Annotated in this window: 1 protein-coding gene and 1 pseudogene; both read right to left on the reverse strand. The window is 74.6% G+C overall.

Annotation, left to right across the window (positions count from 1 at the left end):
- Positions 1-20: 20 nt before the first annotated feature.
- Positions 21-18,848, reverse strand: coding sequence for a type I polyketide synthase (locus FHR82_RS38295; protein WP_184815548.1), 18,828 nt, complete (start codon positions 18,846-18,848; stop codon positions 21-23).
- Positions 18,841-25,167, reverse strand: a pseudogene (locus FHR82_RS38300) (type I polyketide synthase); the annotation flags it as partial. The gene FHR82_RS38295 and the pseudogene FHR82_RS38300, both read right to left, overlap by 8 nt.
- Positions 25,168-25,180: the final 13 nt, after the last annotated feature.

Consider the following 25,180-nt stretch of genomic DNA (forward strand, 5'->3'; position numbering starts at 1 on the left):
GGCAGTTCCCCATGCTGTGCTCAGTCGAGGCCAAGTTCCTCGTCGATCAGCGCGAACAGCCCGTCGTCGTCCTCCGGGGCCTCCGCGCCGCCTTCGAGAGTCCACAGGACCGCGGACAGACGTTTGACCAGTTTTGTTCTGGTATCCGTGCTCAGGTCACCCGCCGACACGAGTGCCTCCAGCCGGGCCAGCCCGGTGAGGGCAGGGTCCTCGGTGGCGGTGCCTGCCAGCGTGCGCAGGTGTGCGGCCAGGTCGTCGGGGGTGGCGTGGTCGAAGATCAGCGTGGTGGGCAGCGTCAGCCCGGTGCCCTCGGTGAGCAGGTTGCGGAGCTCGACCCCGTTGAGGGAGGTCATGCCGAGGTCGAGGAACCCGCGGTGCCGGTCGATCGCGGCGGGCGAGTCGTGGCCGAGCACGGTCGCCGCCGCGCCGGTCACCAGGTCCAGCAGCACGGCGTGCTGTCCGTCGGCGTCGCGCCCGGCGAGCCGGTCCGCCAGTCCCCCGATGTGGCCGTTCAGCGCGGCGGGGGCGATGGGACGGACCAGGTCGCGGAGGACGGCGGGGACGGTGTTGCGGGCGATGGCACGCAGGTCCAGTGGTGCGGCGACCACGAGTGGACCCGCCACCTCGGCGGCCGCGTCCAGGAGGTCGAGGCCCTGTTTCGGTTCGATGGGCACGATGCCCGCGCGGCGGAGCCGGGTCCGCTCGGTGTCGGGCAGGTCGCCCATGCCCGGGGTCCACAGGCCCCACGCGATCGACGTCGCCCGCTGCCCTCGGGCCCGCCTGCGGGCGGCGAGTGCGTCGAGGTAGGTGCTCGCGGCGGCGTAGTTGGCCTGTCCCGGGGCGCCGACGATGCCGGCGAACCCGGAGAACAGGACGAACGCGTCGAGGTCGAGGTCCGAGGTCAGCCCGTCGAGGTGGGCGGCGCTGTCCGCCTTGGCGCGCAGCACGTTGTCGACCTGGTCGGCGGTGAGGCCGGTGAGGAGCGCGTCGTCGAGGACCCCGGCCAGGTGCAGGATGCCGCGGACCGGGTGCTCGGCGAGGACTTCGGCGAGGGCGTCGCGGTCGGCCGCGTCGCAGGCGACGGTCGTGACCGTCGCGCCCAGTGCGGTCAGGTCCTCGGTCAGGGCTGCCGCGCCGGGGGCGTCCGGGCCGCGCCTGCTCAGGAGCAGGAGGTCCCGGACGCCGTGCCGTTCGACCAGGTGCCTCGCGACCACGCCGCCGAGGGCGCCCGTGCCGCCGGTGATCAGCACGGTGCCGGTGGTCGGCCACCGCCAGGCCGGTTCGGCGGGTTCGGGACGGGTGAGGCGGGGCACGAGCACGGTGCCGCCGCGGATCGCGAGCTGGGGTTCGCCGGTGCCCACGGCGGCGGAGATCGTGTCGTCGGGGGTGTCGGTGTCGGTGTCGACCAGGACGAACCGGCCGGGGTACTCGGCTTGCGCGGACCGCACCAGACCCCACACGGCGGCGTCGGCGATCCCGTCGACGCGGTCGTCGTCGGTGGCGGCGACGGCGTCGCGGGTGACCACGGCGAGGGTGTCGTGCGGGGTGTCGTCGAGCCAGGTCCGCAGGTGTGCCAACACCTGGTGGATGGAGCCGGGGGCGCGCAGGATCCGCACGTCGGCGGTCGGCGCGGCGGTCGGCGCGGGTGTCCAGTGGAGGCCGAACAGGGCGTCCTCGTGGGTTTCCCGCTGCTCGCCGGGGACCACGGACGCGATGTCGACGACGGGGGCGTCGGACAGGTCGGTGGCGGAGACCGACAGGGTGCCGTCCGGGTTGTCGGTGACCCGCACGCGCAGACCGGTCGCGCCGGTCGTGTGGACGGTGACCCCGGACCAGGCCGCCGCGGTGCCGGTGGCGGCCTGGAGCAGGGCCGGGTGCAGGACGTAGCGGGAGGCGTCGGCACGATCGGACGCGGGGAGGACGACCTCGGTGAACTCCTCGTCGCGCCGGTCGACCGTTTCGGTGGCGGCGCCGAGGGTGCCGGTGGCGACGCGGAACCAGTCGCCGTGGCGGCGGGCGTGCACCGTGACCTCGTGGCCGCTGACGACGACCTGCACCTGGTGGCCCGTCAGGGCGCCGGGGTGCTCGACGGTCAGGTCCGCGATCGCCGGGTGGCCCACCTCGGCGCCCGCGTGCAGCACCAGTTCCAGGAGCCTGGCGGACGGGAACTCGCCGTCGGGCAGGCGGCCCGTGAACACCACGTCCCCGGATCCGGCCAGCTCGATTCCGTTCCCCAGCACCGGGTGCACGCCTCCGGTGTGCCCGGCGCGCGCCGGGGCGAGCCAGAACCTCGTGCGCTGGAACGGGTACGTTGGCAGGTCCACAGTGGACGCGCCGGTACCGGTGAACAGCTCCGCCCACGTGACCGGCACACCGGCGCAGTGCAGGCGGGCGAGTGCGGTCACCACGGCCTCCTCGTCGCCGACTTCGCGGCGCAGCAACGGCACCGCGACCGCGTCCGGGGCGAGGTCGGCGATCAGTCCGGTGAGGACGGCGTCTGGCGCCAGCTCCAGGAACGTGGTCCCGGTGGTGGCGGTAACCGCGTCCGCGAACCGGACCGTGCTCGTCACGTGGTCCACCCAGTAGCCAGGTGAACCCCAGTCGGCGTCGCTGGTGGCGGTGGGGATCACCGGGATGGTCGGCGCGTGCCAGGCGAGATCGGCCAGTTCGGCGCGGAACTCGTCGAGGATCGGCGCCATCAGCGGTGAGTGGAACGCGTGGCTCGTGCGCAGCCGCTTCGCGCGGTCGAACTTCCCGGCGATCGCGGCGACCGCGTCCTCGGCACCCGCGATGACCACGGACCGGGGCCCGTTGACCGCGGCGATCGACACGTCCTCGCCCAGCAGCGGCGCCACGTCCGCCTCCGCGCCCGGCAGCGCCACCATCGCACCGCCCGCCGGGAGGGCCTGCATGAGCCGGGCCCGTGCGGAGACGAGGCGGCACGCGTCGGTGAGCGACAGCGTCCCGGCGACGTGCGCGGCGGCGATCTCGCCGATCGAGTGGCCGACCAGCACGTCCGGGCGCAGCCCGAACGACTCGGCCATCCGGAACAGCGCGACCTCGAACGCGAACAGCGCGGGCTGCGCGACCCCGGTCCGGTCGAGCACGTCCTGGTCGTCGGTGTCCGGAACACCCAGCAGCGCCGTGATCTCCGACCACACGGCCGCGAAGACCGGGAAGCGGGCGGCCAGTTCGCGGCCCATCCCGGCGCGTTGCGTGCCCTGACCGCCGAACACCACCGCCAGGTCCCCGCCACGACCACTGCCACGGGCGAGCACCCGCCCGTCCGGTGTCACCACCGCGCGGTGGTCCATGGTCGTGCGACCGGTGGCGAGGCTGAACCCGACGTCGAGCGGGTCCGCGCCGAGTCCGGTGAGCCGCGCGAGCTGTGCGTCCAGCGCCGCTTCGGTCCTGGCGGACACGGCCCACGGCACGATCGCCGGGACCACGGTCGGCTCCTCGCGGTCCGCGGGGGTCTCGTCGGCCTGTTCCAGAATGACGTGCGCGTTGGTGCCGCTGATGCCGAACGACGACACCGCCCCGCGGCGCGGCCGGTCCACCGACGGCCAGTCCGCCGCCTCGGTGCACAGGTCGACAGCACCCGCGGACCAGTCGACGTGGGACGACGGGGTTTCCGCGTGCAGTGTCCTGGGCAGCACGCCGTGCTGGAGCGCCAGCACCATCTTGATCACACCCGCGGCGCCGGCGGCGGCCTGGGTGTGGCCGATGTTGGACTTCACCGACCCCAGCAGCACCGGCCGCTCCCGGTCCTGCCCGTAGGTGGCGAGGACGGCCTGCGCCTCGATCGGGTCGCCGAGCGCGGTACCGGTGCCGTGCGCCTCCACCGCGTCCACATCGGACGGCGTGAGGCGCGCGTTGGCGAGCGCCTGACGGATGACCCGCTGCTGCGACGGCCCGTTCGGGGCGGTGAGGCCGTTGGACGCGCCGTCGGAGTTCACCGCGGACCCGCGCACGACCACCAGCACGGGGTGCCCGTTGCGGCGCGCGTCCGACAGGCGTTCGACGAGCACCACACCCGCGCCCTCGGCGAGGCCCATGCCGTCCGCGCTGTCCGAGAACGCCTTGCAACGGCCGTCGGCGGCGAGCGCGCGCTGGCGGCTGAACGCCACGAACGCGTCCGGGCCCGGCATCACGGTCACGCCACCGGCGAGCGCGAGGTCGGACTCCCCGCTGCGCACCGACTGGCACGCCATGTGCAGCGCCACCAGCGACGACGAGCACGCCGTGTCGAGCGTGACGGTCGGGCCCTCCAGGCCGAACAGGTACGCGAGCCGCCCGGACAGGACGCTCGCGATCGTGCTGGTGACGAGATAGCCCTCGTCGCCGGACGCCGGGCGTGCGCCGTAGTCCTGGTAACTGGCGCCGATGAACGCGCCGGTGCGGCTGCCGCGCAGCGTGGCCGGGTCGAGCCCGGCGCGTTCGAACACCTCCCACGTCGTCTCGAGCAGCACCCGCTGCTGCGGGTCCATCGCGAGCGCCTCACGCGGCGGGATGCCGAAGAACGCGGCGTCGAAGTCGGCCGCACCGGCCAGGAACCCACCGGAGTCCACGTAGGACGTACCGGGGTGGTCGGGGTCCGGGTGGTAGAGCCCGGGGACGTCCCAGCCGCGGTCCGTTGGCAGCGCGGAGATCGCGTCGCCGCCCTCGGTGAGCAGCCGCCACAGGTCCTCGGGGTCGCGGACACCGCCCGGGTAGCGGCAGCTCATCGCGACGATCGCGACCGGTTCGTCGGCCGCGACCGCGCCGGTCGCCGCGGTGGCTCCTGGTGTGGCGCCGAAGGCGGTGGCCTGGAGGAAGTCCGCGAGCGCGGTGACGGTCGGGTGGTCGAACACCATGGTGGCGGGCAGGGCGAGCCCGGTGATCCTGGCGAGCCGGTTGCGCAGGTCGACGGCGGTGAGCGAGTCGAACCCGAACTCGCGGAACGCGCGGGAGTCGGTGATCGCGCCGGCGGTGTCGTGGCCCAGCACGGCGGCGGCCTGCGTGCGGACCAGTTCGCGGAGGGTGCGGCCGGGGTCCTGCGCGGTCCGCAGGCGGGCGGTGAACTCGCCGTCGGTGGACACCTCGACACGGCGGAGTGCCTTGACCTCGGGCACCTCGTCGAACAGGCGCGTGGGCCGGACGGACGTGAACACCGGGTGGTAGCGGTCCCAGTCGATGTGCGCGACGGTCAGCAGCGTCTCGTCGTCGTCGAGGACGCGGTGCAGCGCGGCGAGCGCGGGTTCGGGGTCCATCAGCACGAGGCCGCTGCGTTCGATCCGCTCGACCGGCAGCCGGTCCAGGCCGTCGCGCCAGGTGCCCCACGACACGGAGGTGGCACGCAGGCCGCGGTCGCGGCGGTCGCGGGCGAGTGCTTCGAGGTAGGCGTTGCCCGCGCAGTAGGCGGCGTGCTCACCGCTCCCCCACACGCCGGTGGTGGAGGAGAACAGGACGAACGAGTCGAGCGTGTCGGTGTCGAGCAGCGCGTCGAGGTGACGGGCGCCGTCGACCTTGGCGGCCACGACGTCGGCGAACTCGGCGGCGGTCGTGTCGGCGAGCATCGCCAGGCGCACGAACACCGCGACGTGCAGGACGTTCCGCAGCTCGTGGCCGTCGGCGGCGAGCCGGTCGAGCAGACCCGACAGGGCGGCGCGGTCGGCGATGTCACACGCTTCGACCGTGACGCGGGCCCCCAGCTCGGTCAGTTCGGCGACGAGGTCGTCGGCGCCGGGGGCGGTCATGCCGCTGCGGCTGACCAGCACGAGGTGTTCGGCGCCTCGGCGGGCGAGGTCGCGGGCGACGAACGCACCCAGCACGCCGGTGCCGCCCGTGATGAGCGTGGTGCCGCGCGGTGTCCAGTCGCGACGGTGGGTGCCGCCGGTGGCGCGAACGACGCGGCGGGCGAACACGCCGGTGGCGCGGATCGCCAGCTGGTCCTCGCCGTCCGCGTCGGCGAGGAGCCCGGCGAGGCGGCGGGCGGCGCGGTCGTCGAGGGTCGCGGGCAGGTCGACCAGCCCGCCCCAGCGGTACGGGTGTTCGAGCGCGGCCGCGTAGCCGAGGCCGTGGACCTGCGCCTGCAGCGGGTGGTCGAGGCGGTCGCCGTCACCGGTGGAGACGGCACCGCGGGTGAGGCACCACAGCGGTGCGGTGGTGCCGTCGAGCGCCTGGACGAGCGCCACGGTGAGCGCGAGGCCGGTGGTCAGTGCGGGGTGGTCGGGGTGCGGGTCCTCGTCGGTGGCGAGGAGGGACACGATCCCGGCCACGTCGTCGAGGTCGCCGAGCCGGTCGGCGAGCACGGCGCGGTCGGCACAGGTCGCGTCGAGGACGACGTGCCGGACGTCGGCGCCGTGCGTGGCGAGTGCCGCGGTGACGTCCTCACCGTCCGATGTGGACACGGCGAGCCAGGTGCCGGACAGGACCGGTGCGGACGCGGTGCGCACCGGCCGCCACACCACCCGGTACCGCCACGCGTCCAGGGGGTCCTCGGCGCGGTGGGCAGGTGCGGCGAGTGGTTCCGGCCAGTAGCGCTCGCGCTGGAACGGGTAGGTCGGCAGGTCGACGAGCCTGCCCGCGGTGCGGTGGGTGCCCCAGTCGACCTCGGCACCGCGCACCCACGCCTCCGCGAGGGAGGTCAGCCAGCGCTCGGGGCCGTCGTGGTCACGGCGCAGCGTGCCGGTGGTGGCGGCGCGGGCCCCGGTGTCGTCGATGGTCTGCTGGACGCCGACGGTCAGCACGGCGTGCGGGCTCACCTCGACGAACAGGGTGTGCCGCGCCTCGAGCAGCGCTTGCACGGACCGCTCGAACCCGACGGTCTGCCGCAGGTTCGTGTACCAGTACTCGGCGTCCACCTCGGTGCCGTCGAGCCAGTCGCCCGTGACGGTCGAGTGGAACGGGACGGTCACCGGGCGCGGCGTGATCCCGGCGAGCCGTTCCGGTAGTTCGTCACGCAGGAGTTCGACCTGCTCGGAGTGCGACGCGTAGTCCACGGCGACGCGCCGGTACCGGACGCGGTCGGCCGCCAGCGCGGCGGCGAGGTCGTCGAGCGCCTCCGGGGTGCCGGACACCACGACCACGGCGGGCGCGTTGACCGCCGCCACCGACACCCGGCCTTCGTACTCCGCGATCCGGGCGGTCACGTCGGCGACGGGCATCGACACCGACATCATGCCGCCGCCCCCGGCGAGCCGGGCCGCGATGGCCTGGCTGCGGACCGCGACCACGCGTGCCGCGTCCTCGAGGGACAGCGCACCGGACACGCAGGCGGCGGCGATCTCGCCCTGCGAGTGCCCGACGACCGCGTCCGGGGTGACGCCGTGGGCCTGCCACAGCGCTGCCAGGGACACCATCACGGCGAACGTGGCCGGCTGGACGACGTCGACCCGGTCCAGCGTCGGCGCGCCGGGGACCTGGCGCAGCACGTCGGTCAGCGACCAGTCGACCCACGGCGCGAGCGCGGCGGCGCACTCGGCGATCCGGGCGGCGAACACCGGCGAGTCGTCGAGGAGGCGGGCGCCCATGCCGGGCCACTGCGAGCCCTGGCCGGGGAACACGAACACGGTCCTGCCGTCGAGGTCGGCGACGCCCTCGACGACGCCCGGCCCGGCGTCGCCGACGGTCATGGCGGCGGCGAGCAGGTCGTCCCGGTGCGCGCCGACGACCACAGCGCGGTGCTCGAACGCGGTCCGGCCGAGCAACGTGGCGGCGACGTCGCCGTCCGTCCACCGCGGACAGTCACGGACGGCGGCGACGACGTTCGCCGCCTGCGCCCGCACGGCACGTGCGGTGCGGGCGGAGAACACCCACGGCACGGTGCCCCCGGCAGCCGGTTCAGGAGCACCGGCGTCGGGCGCCTGTTCGAGGATCACGTGCGCGTTGGTGCCGCTGATGCCGAACGACGACACCGCCGCCCGCCGCGGCCGGTCCACCGACGGCCACGCGGTCGCCTCCGTCGCGAGCGACACCGCGCCGGTGTCCCACTCGACGTGGCTGGACGGGGCGCCGACGTGGAGCGTGCCGGGCACGACACCGTGCCGGAGCGCCTGCACCGACTTGATCACGCCCGCGACACCGGCGGCGGCCTGGGTGTGCCCGAGGTTGGACTTCACCGAGCCGAGCAGCAGTGGGTGCTCGCGGTCCTGGCCGTAGGTGGCGAGCAGCGCGTGGACCTCGGTCGGGTCGCCGAGCGCGGTGCCGGTGCCGTGCCCCTCCAGGAGGTCGACGTCCGCTGTGGAAAGCCCGGCGGCGGCGAGCGCGGACCGGATGACGCGTTGCTGCGACGGGCCGTTCGGCGCGGTCAGTCCGTTGGAGGCACCGTCGGAGTTGACGGCGGAACCGCGCAGGACGGCGAGGACGTGGTGGCCGTGGCGTTCCGCGTCGGACAGGCGTTCCAGCACGACGACACCGACGCCCTCGGCCCACGCGGTGCCGTCCGCGCCGTCCGCGTACGCCTTGCAGCGGCCGTCGGGGGCGAGGCCGCCCTGCCGGGAGAACGACGCGAACGCTGTCGGGGTGGACAGCACGGTCACGCCGCCCGCCAGCGCGAGCGTGCACTCGCCGGACCGCAGTGCCTGTGCGGCCCAGTGCAGCGCGACCAGCGACGACGAGCACGCCGTGTCGACGGTGACCGCGGGACCTTCCAGCCCGAGGTGGTAGGCGACGCGGCCGGACACGACGCTCGGCGAGGTGCCGGTGGCGAGGTGCCCTTCGAACTCGGGGCCGAGCAGCGTGCCGTAGTCGCTGTACATGACGCCCGCGAACACCCCGGTGCTGCTGCCCTTCAGCGTCCTCGGGTCGATCCCGGCGCGTTCCAGCGCCTCCCAGGTGACCTCGAGCAGCTGGCGTTGCTGCGCGTCGGCGGCGATCGCCTCGCGCGGGGACATCTCGAAGAACGCGGCGTCGAAGTTCGGGGCCTCGTGCAGGAAGCCGCCGGTGCGGACGGCGGACGTGCCCGGCCGGTCCGGGTCGGGGTCGAACAGTGCACCGAGGTCCCACCCGCGGTCGGCGGGGAACGGGCCCGTGGCGTCGACGCCGTCGACGACCAGGCGCCACAGGTCCTCCGGGGACCGGACTCCGCCGGGGAACCGGCAGCCCATGCCGACGATCGCGATCGGGTCGTCGGCCACCGCGGCGGTCGTCGTGGGTGCGAAGTCGGTGGCGCCGGTCAGCTCGGTGACGATGTGGTCGGTGAGGACGTCGATCGTCGGGTAGTCGAACACCAGCGTCGCCGGGAGCCGCAGGCCGGTCGCGGCGGCCAGCTCGTTGCGCAGTTCGACGGCGGTCAGCGAGTCGAAACCGAGGTCGCGGAACCGCATGCCGGGACGGACCGCGGTGTCGTCGGCGTGCCCGAGGACCGCGACGACGCGGGCCCGCACGAGCTCGCGCACGGCGTCGGCGCGGTCGGCCACGGGCAGTGCGGCGAGCCCGGTGGCCTGCGGTGCGCGGGCGGCGGTGCGGCGGCGCACCCCGGCGAGGTCGCGCAGCAGCGGCGGGATCTCGGGCAGGGCGCGGAGCGCGGCGGGGTCGAGCGGGGCGGCGAGCACCGCCCCGTCGGTGTGCCGGACGGCGCGGTCGAACGCGGCGAGGCCCGCCTCGACGGTCAGGGGCCGGAAGCCGGTGCGGGCGACGCGGTCCCAGTCGGCGTCGGTGAGGCTGCCGGTGAGCCCGGTTTCCCAGGCGCCCCAGGCGATCGAGAGCGCGGGCTGCCCGGTGGCGCTGCGCTGTTCGGCGAACGCGTCGAGGAACGCGTTGGCGGCGGCGTAGTTGCCCTGACCAGCGCTGCCGAGCACCCCGGCGGCGGACGAGAACAGGACGAACGCGGCCAGGTCGTGCCCGCTGGTGGCCTCGGCGAGGTTGCGGACGGCGTCGACCTTGGGGGCGAACGTGGTGGCGAGCCGGTCGGGGGTGAGCGCGGCGAGCACGCCGTCGTCGAGCACCCCGGCGACGTGGACGACGGCGGTGAGCCGGTCGATGCCCGCGACGAGGTCGTGCACGGCGGTGCGGTCGGCCAGGTCGCACGCCATGACAGTCACCTGCGCGGCGACCAGCTCGTCGTCCAGGTCGGCGACACCGCGGCGGCTCACGAGCACCAGGTCGCGGTGCCCGTTCCGCACCAGGTGGCGGGCCAGCTCGATGCCGAGGTCGCCGGTGCCACCCGTGATGAGGACGGTGCCGTCCGGGTCCCAGGCCGGGTGGTCGCCGGTCGCGGCGGCACGGGTGAGGCGCGGGCGGAGCGGCACGCCGTCGCGGACGGCGAGCTGGGCTTCGGCGGCCAGGAACGGCAGTGCGGTGGCCACGTCGTCGTCGGACTGGACGTCGAGGAGGCAGAAGCGGTCCGGGTGCTCGGTCTGCGCGGAGCGGACCAGGCCCCACGCGGTGGCGGCGGCGACGTTGGTGACGCCCGCGACCGCGCCGCTCGTGACGAACACGAGGCGGCTGTCGGCGCCGTGGTCGTCGGTGAGCCAGTCCTGCAGGAGGCCGAGTGCCTCCGACGCCAGCGTGTGCGGGTCGTCCCCGGTCAGATGGGCGAGGGTGACGTCCGGGGTGGGGCCGGGGGTGCTGGCGGGCCGCCACTCGACCGTGAACAGGGTATCCGGTGTGGACGGTGTGGGGAGGTCGGTGAGGACGCGGTCGCGCAGCCGGTCGACGGTGATGACCGGCGCGCCGGTGGGGTCGACGGCCTCGATCGCGGTGCCGTCGGCACCGTGGCCGCGCAGGCGGACGCGCAGTGCGGTGACCCCGGAGGCGTGTAGTGTCACGCCTTCCCACGCGAACGGCAGCCGCTGCTCGTCGCTGCCCGGCCCGGCGACGATGGCCGCGTGCAGGGCCGCGTCGAGCAACGCCGGATGCAGGCCGAAGCCGTCGGCGTGGTCGGGCAGCTCCACCTCGGCGAACACGTCGTCGCCGCGGCGCCACGCGGCCCGCAGGCCCTGGAACACCGGTCCGTAGCCGAAACCGGCGTCGGCGAGCCGGTCGTAACAGCCGTCGACGGGCACCGGTTCGGCGCCGTCCGGGGGCCAGTCGACGGTGCCGGGGCTGGCGGCGCCCGCGGTGACGACGCCGGTGGCGTGCCGGGTCCACGGGCTGTCGACGGCGTGCGCGGGCCGGGAGTGCACGCCGACCGCGCGGCGGCCGTCGGTGTCCGGCGCCGCGATCGCCACCTGGATCGCGCGCTGCTCATGGTGGTCGAACACGAGCGGGGTCTCAAGGGTCAGCTCCTCGATGTGGTCGCACCCGGCGGATTCCGCCGCGGTGAGCACCAGCTCGAGGAAACCCGTGCCGGGGAACAGGATCGTGTCGTTGACGGCGTGCTCGGCGAGCCACGGGTGCGTCGGCACGGAGAGCCTGCCGGTGACGAGGACGCTGCCGCCGTCGGCGGACACGGCGGCCGCGCCGAGCAGCGGGTGCCCGACGGCGACGAGCCCGAGCCCGGTCGCGTCACCGGTGTCCGTGAGCGGCGCGGGCCAGTACCGCTCGTGCTGGAACGCGTAGGTGGGCAGTTCGACGACACGGGCGCCGGGGAAGAACGACGACCAGTCGACGGGCACGCCCGCGGTGTGGACGGTGGCGAGAGCACGCAGTACGGCCTCGTCCTCGGCGCCGGTCTTGCGCAGCACCGGCACCGTGAGCGCGTCGGCGGCGGTTTCCGCGATGGCGCCACAGAGTGAGCCGCTCGGGCCCACCTCGACGAACGTCGTCACGCCGTCCAGGGCGCGGATCGCGTCGGCGAACCGGACGGTGGCGCGGACCTGCGCGACCCAGTAGGCGGGGGTGCCGAAGTCGTCGGCGGGCGCACCGGTCACGGTCGAGAGGACCGGGATCCGGGGCGGGGCAACGGTGATGCCGTCGATCGCGCGGGCGAACTCACCGAGCATCGGGTCCATGAGCGGCGAGTGGAAGGCGTGACTGGTGCACAGTTCGGTGGTCTCGCTGAAGTGCGCCGCGACGGCGAGGACCGCGTCCCGCTCCCCCGCGACGACGACGGCGTTCGGCGCGTTGACCGCCGCGATCGACACCACGTCCGACAGCAGCGGCGTCACCTCGTCCTCGGTGGCGCGGACCGCCACCATCGCACCACCAGCCGGCAACGCACCCATCAGACGCGCACGAACCGACACCACCGCGCACGCATCTTCGAGAGACAACACCCCAGAAACATGCGCCGCAGCCAGCTCACCCACCGAATGACCCACCACATAATCCGGCCGCACACCCCACGACTCCAACAACCGGAACAACGCCACCTCAACAGCGAACAACGCAGGCTGCGCCCACCCCGTACCCCTCGAATCAACGCCATCCCAAACAGGAACACCCAACTCCGCGACCACCGCATCGAACACCGACGCGAACACCGGAAACCGCGCATACAACTCCCGACCCATCGTCACGGTCTGCCCACCCTGCCCAGAGAACACGAACGCGACCCGACCACCCCCGACCTGCCCCCGCGCCACCTCGACCGGGTCACCGACACCAGCCAGCAACACCGCGCGGTGCTCGAACAGGGTCCGCGTCGACACGAGCGACCAGCCAACGTCCACCGGACTTCCGTCTACTTCGGACAGCCGGGCGACCTGGTCGTCCAGTGCGGCTTCCGTGCGTGCCGACACGAGCCACGGCACCAGGCCCGTGGTCTCGGTGACCGGTTCGACGTCAGCGGGCGCCGGGGCCTCCAGGACCACGTGCGCGTTGGTGCCGCTGATGCCGAACGACGACACCGCCGCCCGTCGCGGCCGGTCCACCTCGGGCCACGCGGTCTCCTCGGCGACGAGGGACACCGCACCGGCGTCCCACTCGACCCGGCCCGACGGCGCGTCCGCGTACAGGGAACGCGGCACCGAGCCGTGCCGGAACGCCATGATCATCTTGATGACACCCGCGACCCCGGCCGCGGCCTGCGTGTGCCCGAGGTTCGACTTCACCGAGCCCAGCAGGAGCGGGTGTGCCCGGTCCTGGCCGTAGGCCGCGAGCAGCGCATCCACCTCGATGGAGTCGCCGAGCGTGGTGCCCGTGCCGTGCCCCTCCACGACGTCCACATCGGACGGTGACAACCCGGCGGACGCGAGCGCGGACCGGATGACCCGTTGCTGCGACGGCCCGTTCGGCGCGGTCAGCCCGTTGGACGCGCCGTCGGAGTTCACCGCCGACCCACGCAGCACTGCCAGCACCCGGTGCCCGTCGCGTTCCGCGTCGGAGAGCCGTTCCAGCACGAGCATCCCGACCCCCTCGGACCAGCCGACCCCGTCGGCGTCGTCCGAGTAGGACTTGCAACGCCCGTCGGAGGACAGGCCGCCCTGGCGGGCGAACTCGACGAACGAGCTGGGGTTCGCCATCACGGTGACGCCGCCGGCGAGCGCCATCGTGCACTCGCCGGACCGCAGCGACTGCGCGGCGAGGTGCAGCGACACCAGCGACGACGAGCACGCGGTGTCGACGCTCACCGACGGGCCTTCGAGGCCGAGGGTGTAGGAGACCCGGCCGGACACCACGCTGTGCGCGCTGCCGGTGCCCTTGTGGCCGTCGAACTGCGGGCCCAGCCCGAACTTGTAGTCGCTGTACATGACGCCCGCGAACACGCCGGTGCGGGTGCCGCGCAGCGTGCGGGGGTCGATGCCCGCCTGTTCCAGGGACTCCCAGGACACCTCGAGCAGCAGCCGCTGCTGCGCGTCGGTCGCGACCGCCTCCCGCGGTGACATGCCGAAGAACCCGGCGTCGAAGTCGCCCGCGTCGTACAGGAAACCACCCGCGCGGGCGTTCTCGTCGAGGCTGGACAGGTCCCAGCCGCGGTCGGCCGGGTACGTGCCGGTGGCGTCGGTGCCGTCGGCGACCAGCCGCCACAGGTCGGCTGGCCCGTGCACGCCTCCCGGGTAGCGGCACGCCATGCCGACTACCACGATCGGGTCGTCGGTCATGTGCACCTGCTCGGTCGCCGGGGCGAGCGCATCGCCCGCGCCGAGCAGTTCGGCGAGGAGGTGGTCGGCGGCGGCCTCGGTGGTCGGGAAGTCGAAGACGAGCGCGGTCGGCAGCCGCAGGCCGGTGGCGGCGGACAGCTCGTTGCGCAGCTCGACGGCCATCAGCGAGTCGAAGCCCAGCTCGCGGAACGTGCGGTCGGCGGACACGGCGTCCCCGTCGGCGTGCCCGAGGACCGCGGCGACGCGGTCGCGGACCAGGCGCCGCACGGTCTCGGCACGGTCCTCCCGCGGTGTGGCCAGGAGGCGCCGCACCAGCACGTCCGCGCGGGAGTCGCCGGCCACGGCACGGCGGCGCACCCCGGCGAGGTCGCGCAGCAGCGGCGGCACCGCGGGGTGAGCGCGCAGCGCGGCGAGGTCCACCGGGGACACCAGCAGCGCGGCGGGGCCGTCCGTGCCGGTGGCGGTGTCGAACAGGGCCGTGCCCTCGGCGGTGGACATGGTGCGGAACCCGATCCGGCCGACGCGGTCCCGGTCCACCTCGGACAGGGCGGCGGCGAGGCCGGCGTCCCAGGCGCCCCAGGCCAGCGAGCGGGCTGGCAGACCGGCAGCGCGGCGGTGGCGGGCGAAGGCGTCGAGGAACGCGTTGGCGGCCGCGTAGTTCGCCTGGCCGGGCGCGCCGTAGACGCCCGCGGCGGAGGAGAACAGCACGAAGTCGGCGAGCGGCAGGTCGCGGGTGGCCTCGTGGAGGTGCCACACCGCGTCGACCTTGGGGGCGAGAACGGCGTCGAGCCGGTCGCGGGTCAGGTCCGCGACCACACCGTCCGCGACCACACCGGCGGCGTGGACGACCGCGGTCAGCGGCCGGTCCAGCCCGGCGACCAGCGCGCGCACGGCGTCGGGGTCGGTGAGGTCGCAGGCCACGACCGTGCCGGGGAGGTCGGAAGGGTTGCCGCCGCTACGGTTCACGAGCACGAGGTGCCGAAACCCCTGTACGGCAAGGTGGCGGGCCAGTTCGCGGCCGATGCCGCCGGTGCCACCGGTGATCAGGACGGTGCCGTCGCGGTCCCACGGCTCGGCGTCGGTGCCGGGGGTGGCGCGGCGCAGCCGGGGCACGCACACGGCCCCGTCGACGACGGCGACCTCGGGTTCGTCGGCCCGCAGGTGCCGTACAGCGACGGGGATCTCGTCGTCGTCGGTCACCGCGACGAGACCGAAGCGGCCGGGGTGCTCGGCGGCGGCCGACCGCAGCAACCCGGTGACGGCGGCGGTGACCGGGTCGTCGGTGCGGGTGACGAACACGAGCCGGGTGTCGGCGGGCCCGTCGGTGAGCCAGTTCCGCAGCCGGTCGAGCACGTACCACGTCGACTCGTGCACGGCCGCCACGAGATCCGGGCCCGCGGGCGGGACCTCGACCAGTTCGACAGCCGGGTCCTGGTCCGTGCCGGGGCGGACCGGCACCCACTCGACGGCGAAGAACGCGTCCGCGGGTCCGGCTTCGGCCGGAGTGGCCGCACGCAGCGACACCGACGCGGCCGACAGCACCGGCGCGCCCTCGGCATCGGCCGCGACCAGCGCGACACCGCCGTCGTGCGGGGTGAGCCGCACTCGCAGCACCGCCGCGCCGACGGCGTGCAGTGACACGTCCTCCCACCCGAACAGCAGCCTGCGTTCCCCGGCGCGGGCGGGGTCGACGAACGGCAGCGCGTGCATCGCCGCGTCCAGCAGCGCCGGGTGCAGGCGGAACGCGTCGGCGTCGCGAACCTGGTCTGGCAGCGCGACCTCGGCGAACAACTCGCCGTCGCGCCGCCACGCGGCGCGCAGGCCCCGGAACACCGGGCCGTAGTCGAAGCCGGGTTCGGCGTTCCGGTCGTAGAAGTCGCTCACGTCGAGTGCGGTCGCGCCCGGTGGCGGCCACTCCCCCACGCCCGTCTCGGCGTACCGCTCGTCGGTGGCCAGCTGCCCCGTGGCGTGGCGGGTCCAGTCCTGGCCCGGACTGTCGGCGGGCCGCGAGTACACGGCGACCGGGCGGGTCCCGTCGTCCTGCGCGGCGCCGACCCACACGTGCAGCTGGACACCGTCGTCGCGCAGCACGAGCGGGGTCAGCAGCGTCAGGTCGGCGACGCGGGCGCAGCCGACCTCGTCCGCGGCGCGGATCGTCAGCTCCAGCACCGCCGTGCCCGCGACGACGACCTGCCCGTCCACCACGTGATCGGCGAGCCACGGGTGCGTGGCCGTCGACAGCAGACCGGTGAACAGGACACCGTTCGCGTCGGCCATCGTGGCGCGCGCCGCGAGCAGCGGGTGCCCGGCGATGTCCAACCCGAGACCGGTCGCGTCGGCACGGCGGACCGTGGCGGCGGGCCAGAACCGCTGGTGCTCGAACGGATACGTCGGCAGATCGACAGTCGTCGCGCCGGTGCCCGCGAAGAACCCCGCCCAGTCGACGCCCGCGCCGGTCGCGTGCAGCGCGGCGAGCGCGCGGACGGCGGTGGCCTCCTCCGGCTGGCCACGGCGCAGCACTGGAGTGGCGCTGACGTCCGGCAGGGTCTCGCGAACCGCCGCGCACAGGGCGCCGTCCGGACCGAGTTCGAGGACCCGCACGGCACCGAGCGCGCGGACGGCGTCCGCGAACCGCACCGGCTCGCGGACCTGCCGCACCCAGTACGCGGCGCTGTCGATCCGCTCGGTGGTGCCGACCGTGGACACCACGGGGATCCGCGGTGTGGTGAAGGTGAGTCCCGCGATGGCGCGGGCGAACTCGTCGAGCACCGGGTCCATCAGCGCCGAGTGGAACGCGTGGCTGGTCCGCACGGACGTGGTCTCGGCGAAGCGCGCGGCGACCGCCTCGACGGCTTCCCGTTCGCCGGACAGCACCACGGCGTCCGGCCCGTTGACGGCGGCGATCGACACGCCGACGGTGAGGTGCGGAGCGATCTCGTCCTCGCTGGCGCGGACAGCGACCATCGCGCCACCGGCGGGCAGCGCACCCATCAGCCGGGCCCGTGCGGTGACGAGCGTGCACGCGTCGGCCAGCGACAGCACCCCGGCGACGTGGGCGGCCGCGATCTCACCGACCGAGTGCCCGACGAGCACGTCCGGGCGCACGCCCCACGACTCGACAAGCCGGTACAGCGCGACCTCGACGGCGAACAGGGCGGGCTGCGCCCACGCGGTGTCGGCCGGGTCCACGTCGTCGCACCAGACCGGCGTGCCCAGCGCGGCCACGACCTCGTCGAACGCCACCGCGAACACCGGGAACCGCTCGTACAGCTCGCGCCCCATGTCGAGGCGCTGGCCGCCCTGACCGGAGAACACGAACGCGGTCTTGCCGTCGACGGCGGTGCCGCGGACGACCGCGGCGTCCGGTTCACCCGCGGCGACGGCGGCGAGCGCACGGGTCACGTCCGCCGGGTTGTCGGCGAGCACAACGGCCCGCTGCTCCAGCGCGGCCCGCGTGGCGGCGAGGGAGAAACCAAGGTCCGACAACGAGACGGAGTCGGTGGCGAGGCGCCGGGCCTGGTCGCGCAGCGCGGTCTCGGTGCGCGCGGACAACACCAGGGGCACGACGCCGGGCGTGATCTCGCCGGGCGGGGCGGGTTCTGGTTCCGGGGCCTGTTCGAGGACCACGTGCGCGTTGGTGCCGCTGATGCCGAACGACGACACCGCGGCACGCCGCGGCCTGCCGACCTCGGGCCACGGCGTGTCCTCGCGCAGCAGCTCCACCGCCCCCGCCGACCAGTCCACATGGGACGACGGGGTGTCCACGTGCAGGGTGCGTGGCGCGACGCCGTGCCGCAGCGCCATCACCATCTTGATGACGCCGGCGACCCCGGCGGCGCCGAGGGTGTGGCCGAGGTTCGACTTGACCGACCCCAGCAGCAGCGGGTGCGCGCGGTCCTGGCCGTAGGCGCGCAGCACCGCCTGCGCCTCGATCGGGTCGCCCAACCGCGTGCCGGTGCCGTGTGCCTCCAGGACGTCCACATCGGACGGGAACAGTTGCGCGTCGGCCAGCGCCGCCTGGATCACCTTCTGCTGCGCGGGACCGTTGGGTGCGGTCATGCCGTTGGACGCGCCGTCGGAGTTGACGGCCGAGCCACGCAGCACCGCGAGCACGCGGTGGCCGTCGCGGACCGCGTCGGACAGCTTCTCCAGCACGACGACGCCGACGCCCTCCGCCCAGCCGACCCCGTCGGCGTCGGCCGAGAACGCCTTGCAGCGGCCATCGGCGGCGAGCCCGCCGTGCCGCGCGAACTCGGCGAACTGCGCGGACGTCGACAGGACGGTGACTCCGCCCGCCAGGGCGAGCGAGCACTCGCCGTCGCGCAGCGCGCGGGCCGCGAGGTGCAGTGCCACGAGCGACGACGAGCACGCGGTGTCCACCGAGACCGCGGGACCTTCGAGCCCGAGCGCGTAGGCGACGCGGCCGGACGCGATGCCGGGCCTGCTGCCGATGCCCTGGTAGCCGCGGAACTCGTCGGGGTCGAGCAGGTCGCCGTAGTCGCTGTAGACCACGCCGGTGAACACGGCGGTCCTGCTGCCGCGCAACGAGTTCGGCGGGATGCCCGCGCGTTCGAGGGCCTCCCACGACACTTCGAGGAGCAGCCGGTGCTGCGCGTCGGTGGACATCGCCTCGCGCGGGGACATGTCGAAGAAGCCGGGGTCGAAGTCGGCGGCGCCGTCGAGGAAGCCGCCGACGCCGGGTTCCTCGTACGTCCAGCCGCGGTCGGCGGGAAACGGCGACACGGCGTCGCGGCCGTCGGCGACCAGCCGCCACAGGTCCTCCGGGGAGGTCACCCCGCCGGGGTACCGGCACGCCATGCCCACGATCGCGATCGGCTCGTGCTGCCGGGACTCCAGTTCCGCCACCCGCTGCCGCGCCCGCCGCAGGTCGACGGTGACCCGACGGAGGTAGTCGACGACCTGGTCCGAATCCTCACCCATGGCTGCTGCGACCCATCCTTCGGTCCTGAGCGGAAAAGTTGTCGTCGATGAGCCGGAACAGGTCGCCGACGGAGACCGAGTTGATGTCGTCCTCCGACGGACCGCTCCGCTCGTCCTCGGCGCCGCGCAGCCGCGCGGTCAGGTCCGCCAGCCGCGTCAGCGCGTCGCGGCGCTCGTCGGCGGACACGGGGCCGGACAGCGCGGCCTCGAGCCGGTCCAGCACGTCCGGCAGCGCCGCGGGTCCGGTGTCCCCGGCGGACACGAGCGTGCCGAGGAGGTGGTCGACGAGCGCCGACGCCGTCGGGTAGTCGAACACCAGCGTCGCGGACAGCTTCGTGCCGAGCGCGGCACCGAGCTTGTTGCGCAGCTCCACCGCGGTCAGCGAGTCGAAGCCCAGCTCCTTGAACGGCCTGCTCGCGTCGATCGCGTCCGGGTCGCCGAAGCCCAGCACGACGGCGACCTGGCGGCGCACCACGTCCAGCAGCACGTCGCGGCGCTCGGCGGGCGGCAGCTCGGGCAGCCGCTCGGTGAGGGAGCGCGCGGAGGCGGTGGCCTGGCTCGCGACCCGCCTCCCGCCCGTGGGCACGAGGCCCCGCAGGATCGAGGGCAGGTCCTCGCGGGCGCGCAGCGCGGGCTGGTCCACGAGCATGATCACCGACTGTGCGGCGTCGCTCGCCACGGCGGCGTCGAACAGCGCGAGGCCGCGGTCGAGCGGGATGGGCCGCTGCCCCTGCCGCCGGATGCGGGCGTGGTCCACGTCGGACATGCCGCCGGTCATGCCGGTCGCGTGGTCCCACAGCCCCCACGACAGCGCGACCGCGGGCAACCCGTCGGCCCTGCGGCGGCGGCAGAGCGCGTCGAGGAACGCGTTGGCGGCCGCGTAGTTCGCCTGCCCGGTCGTGCCGAGCACCCCCGCGACCGACGAGTAGACGACGAACCCGGCGAGGTCGCGGTCCTTCGTCGCCTCGTGGAGGTGCCAGGCCGCGTCAACCTTGGGGCGCAGGACGCCGGTCAGCTGCGCGGCGGTGAGGTTCTCGACGGTGCCGTCGTCGAGGACGCCCGCGGCGTGCACGACCGCGGTCAGGTCGAGGCCCGCGACGAGGTCCCGCACCGCGGTCGCGTCGGTCATATCGCAGGCGACGACGTCCGCGCGGCAGTCCTGTGCGACGAGGTCGGCGACCAGTTCAGTCATGCCGTCGGCGGCCGGGCCGCGCCTGCTCGCGAGCACGAGGTGTCGGAAACCCTGGCGCGCGAGGTGCCGCGCCAGTTCGCGGCCGAGGCCGCTGGTGCCGCCGGTGAGCAGCACCGGCCGGTCGCGGTCCCACGGCTTCGGGACGGTGAGCACGATCTTGCCGGTGTGCTTCGCCTGGCTCATGTGCCGGAACGCCGCGGTGGCCTGGCGGATCGGCCAGGACCGGGTCGGCAGCGGTCGCAGGACGTCGCGGGCGAACAGGTCGGTCAGCTCGGTGAGCATCTCCCGCACCCGGTCCGGCGCCACCTGGGTCAGGTCGAACGCGCGGTAGGTGTCGCCCAGGTCGTCGCGGACGTCGTTCTTGCCGAGTTCGGCGAACCGGCCGCCGGGCGCGAGGAGTCGCAGTGACGCGTCGACGAAGTCGCCGGTCAGTGAGTTCAGCACGACGTCGACGCCGTGGCCGCCGGTGACCTCGCGGAAGGCCTGCTCGAAGTCGAGGGTGCGGGAGGACGCGATGTGGTCGTCGGCGACCCCCAGCGCACGGAGCGTCTCCCATTTGGACTCGCTCGCGGTGGCGAACACCTCCGCGCCGAGCCACCGGGCGAGTCGCACGGCCACCATGCCGACCCCGCCGGCGGCGGAGTGGATCAGCACCCGCTCGCCCTCGCCGAGCTTGGCGACGTCGACGAGTCCGTACATCGCGGACAGGAACGCCGACGGCACCCCCGCGGCGATCTCGTCGGACCAGCCGTCCGGGACGGCGATGAGGTGGCGTTCGTCGGTCACGGCGACGGGCGCGAACCCGCCGGTGACCAGTCCCATCACCCGGTCCCCCACCGCGACCGACGACACGTCGGGTCCGACGGCGGTGACGACACCGGCGACCTCGACTCCCAGCCCGCCGCCCGCGCCGTGGTAGCGGGCGGACGCGTCGCGGACCTTGTCGTAGCCGAGCGTGCCGAGCACGTCGAGGAAGTTCAGGCCTGCGGTGGACACGGCCACCCGAACCTGCCTGTCCTCAGGGTCGGCGTGGTCGGCCGGGACGATGCCGAGCCCGTCGACCGTGCCGGGAGTGACGACGCCGAGGCGCCAGTCGTGCCCGGCCACCGGCACCGTCAGCGTGGCCGGGTCGGCAGCGACCCGGGCGGCGAACACCACGCCGTCGCGGACGGACAGCTGCGGTTCGTGCCCGGTGAGCAGGTGCGGCACCGCGGCCGGGAGGTCGTCGTCGTGCGCGTCGAGGAGCCCGAACATGCCGGGGTTCTCGGAGATGGCGCTGCGGACCATGCCCCACGCGGCGAACGCGGGCAGGTCACCCGCGCCCACCGCGTCGCGGGTCACGAACACCAGCCGCGAGCCCGCGAACCGGTCGTCGGCGAGCCAGTCGCGCAGCAGGCCGAGTACGCGGGCGGTGAGGTCGTGGGTGGACGCGACGACGTCCTCGCCACCGGTGACCGGGACCAGGACGACGTCCGGGACGGTGTCCAGGTCGCCGAGATCGGTGCCGGACAGGACCGTGACCTCGCCTTCCGGCGCGGGTTCCGGCGCGGGGACGGGCACCCATTCGAGGGTGTGGAGGCCGCCGGGGTCGACCACCGGCCGGGACAGCTGTGTGCCGGGAGCGGCGCGGTGCAGCACGGACGCGGCGGTCAGCACGGGGTCGCCCGCCGGGTCGGCGGCGACCAGCGACACCGCGCCTTCGTCCACTGTGGACAACCGGGCGCGGAGTGTGCGGGCGCCGGACGCGTGCAGGCCCACCTCGTTCCAGGAGAACGGGAGCGCGCCGGGCGGCAGGTCGAGCCCGGACACCAGGAGCGCGTGCAGGACGGCGTCGAGCAGGGCCGGGTGGACGCCGTGGTCGTCCTCGGGCACGGCGTCGGCAAGCACCGCCTCGGCGAACAGCTCACCGTCGCGGCGCCACACGCGCTGGAGCCCCTGGAAGGACGGGCCGTAGCCGTAGCCGGACTCGGCGAAGGCGTCGTAGCAGCCGGTCAGGTCCACCTCGGTGGCTCCCGCGGGCGGCCACGTCTTCGCGAACCCGGTGTCCGCGCTGGGTGTGCCGGGTGCGAGCGTGCCGGTGGCGTGCGCGGTCCAGCCCGGTTCCGCGTCGGGGCGCGAATGGATGGTGACGGCGCGCCTGCCGTCGTCGTCGGGAGCTTCGACCCGGACCTGGAGCCGAACACCGCCGTGCCCGGGCAGGAACAGCGGCGTCGAGAACGTCAGGTCGGTGAGGGTCCCGCAGCCGACCTCGTCCCCGGCGCGCAGCGCCAGCTCGACGAACCCGGTGCCGGGGAACAGGCTCCGGTCGCGGAGGCGGTGGTCGGCGAGCCACTCCGGGCTGTCGGCGGACAGGCGTCCGGTGAACACCACACCCCCGTCACCGGCCAGCTCGACCGCGCCGGTGAGCAGTGGGTGGCCGAGCGTGCCCACCTCGGCCGGGCGGCGCCGCGTCGAGGGCCAGAACCTGGTGCGCTGGAACGGGTACGTCGGGAGGTCCACTGTGGACGCCGCGGGGAACCGCGGGGTCCAGTCGACCGGCACGCCGTGTGCCCAGAGGTGTGCCGCGGACGTGACGAAGCGTCGCGTGTCGCCGTCGTCGCGGCGCAGCGTGCCGGTGACGACCCCGGTGACCCCGGCTTCGTCGAGGATGTCGCCGACGTAGCCGGTGAGTACCGCGTGCGGGCTGACCTCCACGAAACACCGGTGCCCGGCCGCGGCGAGCGCGGTCACGGCCGCCCGGAAGTCGACCTTGTGCCGCATGTTGCGGTACCAGTACCCGGCGTCGAGCGACGCGGTGTCCACCTCGGCGCCGGTGACGGTCGAGTAGAACGGCACGGTCCCGGTCCTCGGCCGCACCGGGGCGAGGGCGGCGGCGAGCGGGGCCTCGAGGACCTCGACCGAGGCGCAGTGGGTGGCGCGGTCGGCGGCGATCATCCTGGCGCGGGCGCCGTCGGCGGCGCACTCGTCGACCAGGCGCCGCACCGCGTCGAGCGGCCCGGCGACGGTCACGGCGGACGGCCCGTTCACCGCCGCGACCGACACGTCCGCGCCGAGGCGGGCCTCCACGTCGGCGAGCGGCAGCCGGATCGACGCCATCCGCACGTCCGTCGGCAGGTCCTCGGTGATCATGCGGCTGCGGGTGGCGACGATCCTGGCGGCGTCGGCGAGCGAGAGCCCACCGGCGACGACGGCGGCGGCGATCTCGCCCTGCGAGTGGCCGACGACCGCGGCCGGTTCGACGCCGTGGGACCGCCACAGCGCCGCGAGCGACACCATGACCGTCCACAACAACGGCTGCACGACGTCCACGCGGGACAGCGACTCCGGGTCGTCGGACGCGAGCACCCGCAGCACCGACCAGTCCAGGTGCGGCGCGAGGGCGGCCGCGCACTCGGCGACGGAGTCCGCGAACACGGTCGAGGACGCCATCAGGTCCTTGGCCATGCCGACCCACTCGGCGCCCTGCCCGGGGAACACGAACACGACCCCGCCGGTGCGGCCGGCCGTGCCGGTGACGACACCGGGCGCGTCCTCGCCCGCCGCGACCGCGTCGAGCCGGCCGGTCAGCTCGGCGAGGTCAGCGCCGACTACGACCGCGCGGTGCTCGAACGCCGTGCGGGTGGTGACGAGCGAACGGCCCACGTCGGCGGGGTGCAGGCCGGTCACGTGCGCACGCAGCCGCGCGGCCTGCTCCCGCAGCGCGACCGGGGTCCGGGCGGAGAGCACCCACGGGATCGCGACTGTGTTGGATCGGCTCGCGGCGTCCTTGGTGGTGGGCACCGGGTCGGCGGGCGGCGGCGCCTCGACGATCATGTGCGCGTTGGTGCCGCTCATCCCGAACGCGGACACCCCGACCCGGTACGGGCGGTCCGCGTCCGGCAGCGGCCGCGGTTCGGTGAGCAGCCGGACCTTGCCCGTCGTCCAGTCCACATGGGACGTCGGGGTGTCGACGTGCAGGGTGCGGGGCAGCTCCCGGTGCCGCAACGCCTGGACCACCTTCACGACGGCGGTGACCCCCGCGGCCGCCTGCGTGTGCCCGATGTTCGACTTCGCGGACCCCAGCAGCAGCGGGGTCTCGCGGTCCTGACCGTAGGTGGCGAGCAGCGCGCGGGCCTCGATCGGGTCGCCCAGCGCGGTGCCGGTGCCGTGCGCCTCGACCGCGTCCACGTCCGCGGTGGTGAGCCCGGCGTCGTCGAGCGCGGCCATGATCACCTGCTGCTGCGCCTGCCTGCTCGGCGCGGTGAGACCGTTGGAGGCGCCGTCGGAGTTGATGGCGCTGCCGCGGATCACGGCGAGCACCGGGTACCCGGCGGCACGTGCGGCGGACAGCTTCGCCAGCACGACGATCCCGGCGCCCTCCGCGACCGCGAGCCCGTCCGCGGCCTCCGCGAACGCCTTCGAGCGGCAGTCCGGCGCGAGACCCCGCTGCCTGGAGAACTCGACCAGCAGCGTCGGGGTGGCCATCAGGTTGACCCCACCGGCGATGGCGAGTGAGCACTCGCCGCCGCGCAGCGCGCGGACCGCGTTGTGCATCGCGACGAGCGACGACGAGCACGCGGTGTCCACGGTGGTGGCGGGGCCGGTCAGCCCGAGCACGTAGGACACCCGGCCCGCGAGGACACTCGCCGCGCCACCGGTCAGCGTGTGGCCCTCCGCCCCCTCGACGCCCTCGACGAGCGCGCCGTAGTCCAGGCCGTTGGTGCCGAGGTAGACGCCGGTGTCGCTGCCGCGCAACGTGGTCGGGTCGATCCTGGCGCGCTCCAGCGCGGTCCACGTCTCCTCCAGCACGAGCCGCTGCTGGGGGTCCATGGCGAGGGCCTCCCGCGGGGAGATGCCGAAGAACCCGGCGTCGAAGTCGGCGATGCCGTCGATGAACCCGCCCTCGCGCACGTAGGCGGTGCCGGGGTGGCCGGGGTCGGGGTCGTAGAGGCCGTCGAGGTCCCAGCCGCGGTCGGCGGGCAGCGGGCCGATCGCGTCGGTGCCGGTGGCGAGCAGCCGCCAGAACTCGTTCGGGGAGGTGACACCACCGGGCAGCCGGCAGCTCATGGCGACCACCGCGACCGGCTCGCGGGCGCCCGCCTCGGCGCGGGCGAGCTCGTCGCGGGTGGCGTTGAGCTCTGCGGTCACCCGCCGCAGGTAC

The sequence above is a fragment of the Actinophytocola algeriensis genome, assembly GCF_014203735.1.
Taxonomy (GTDB): Bacteria; Actinomycetota; Actinomycetes; order Mycobacteriales; family Pseudonocardiaceae; genus Actinophytocola; species Actinophytocola algeriensis.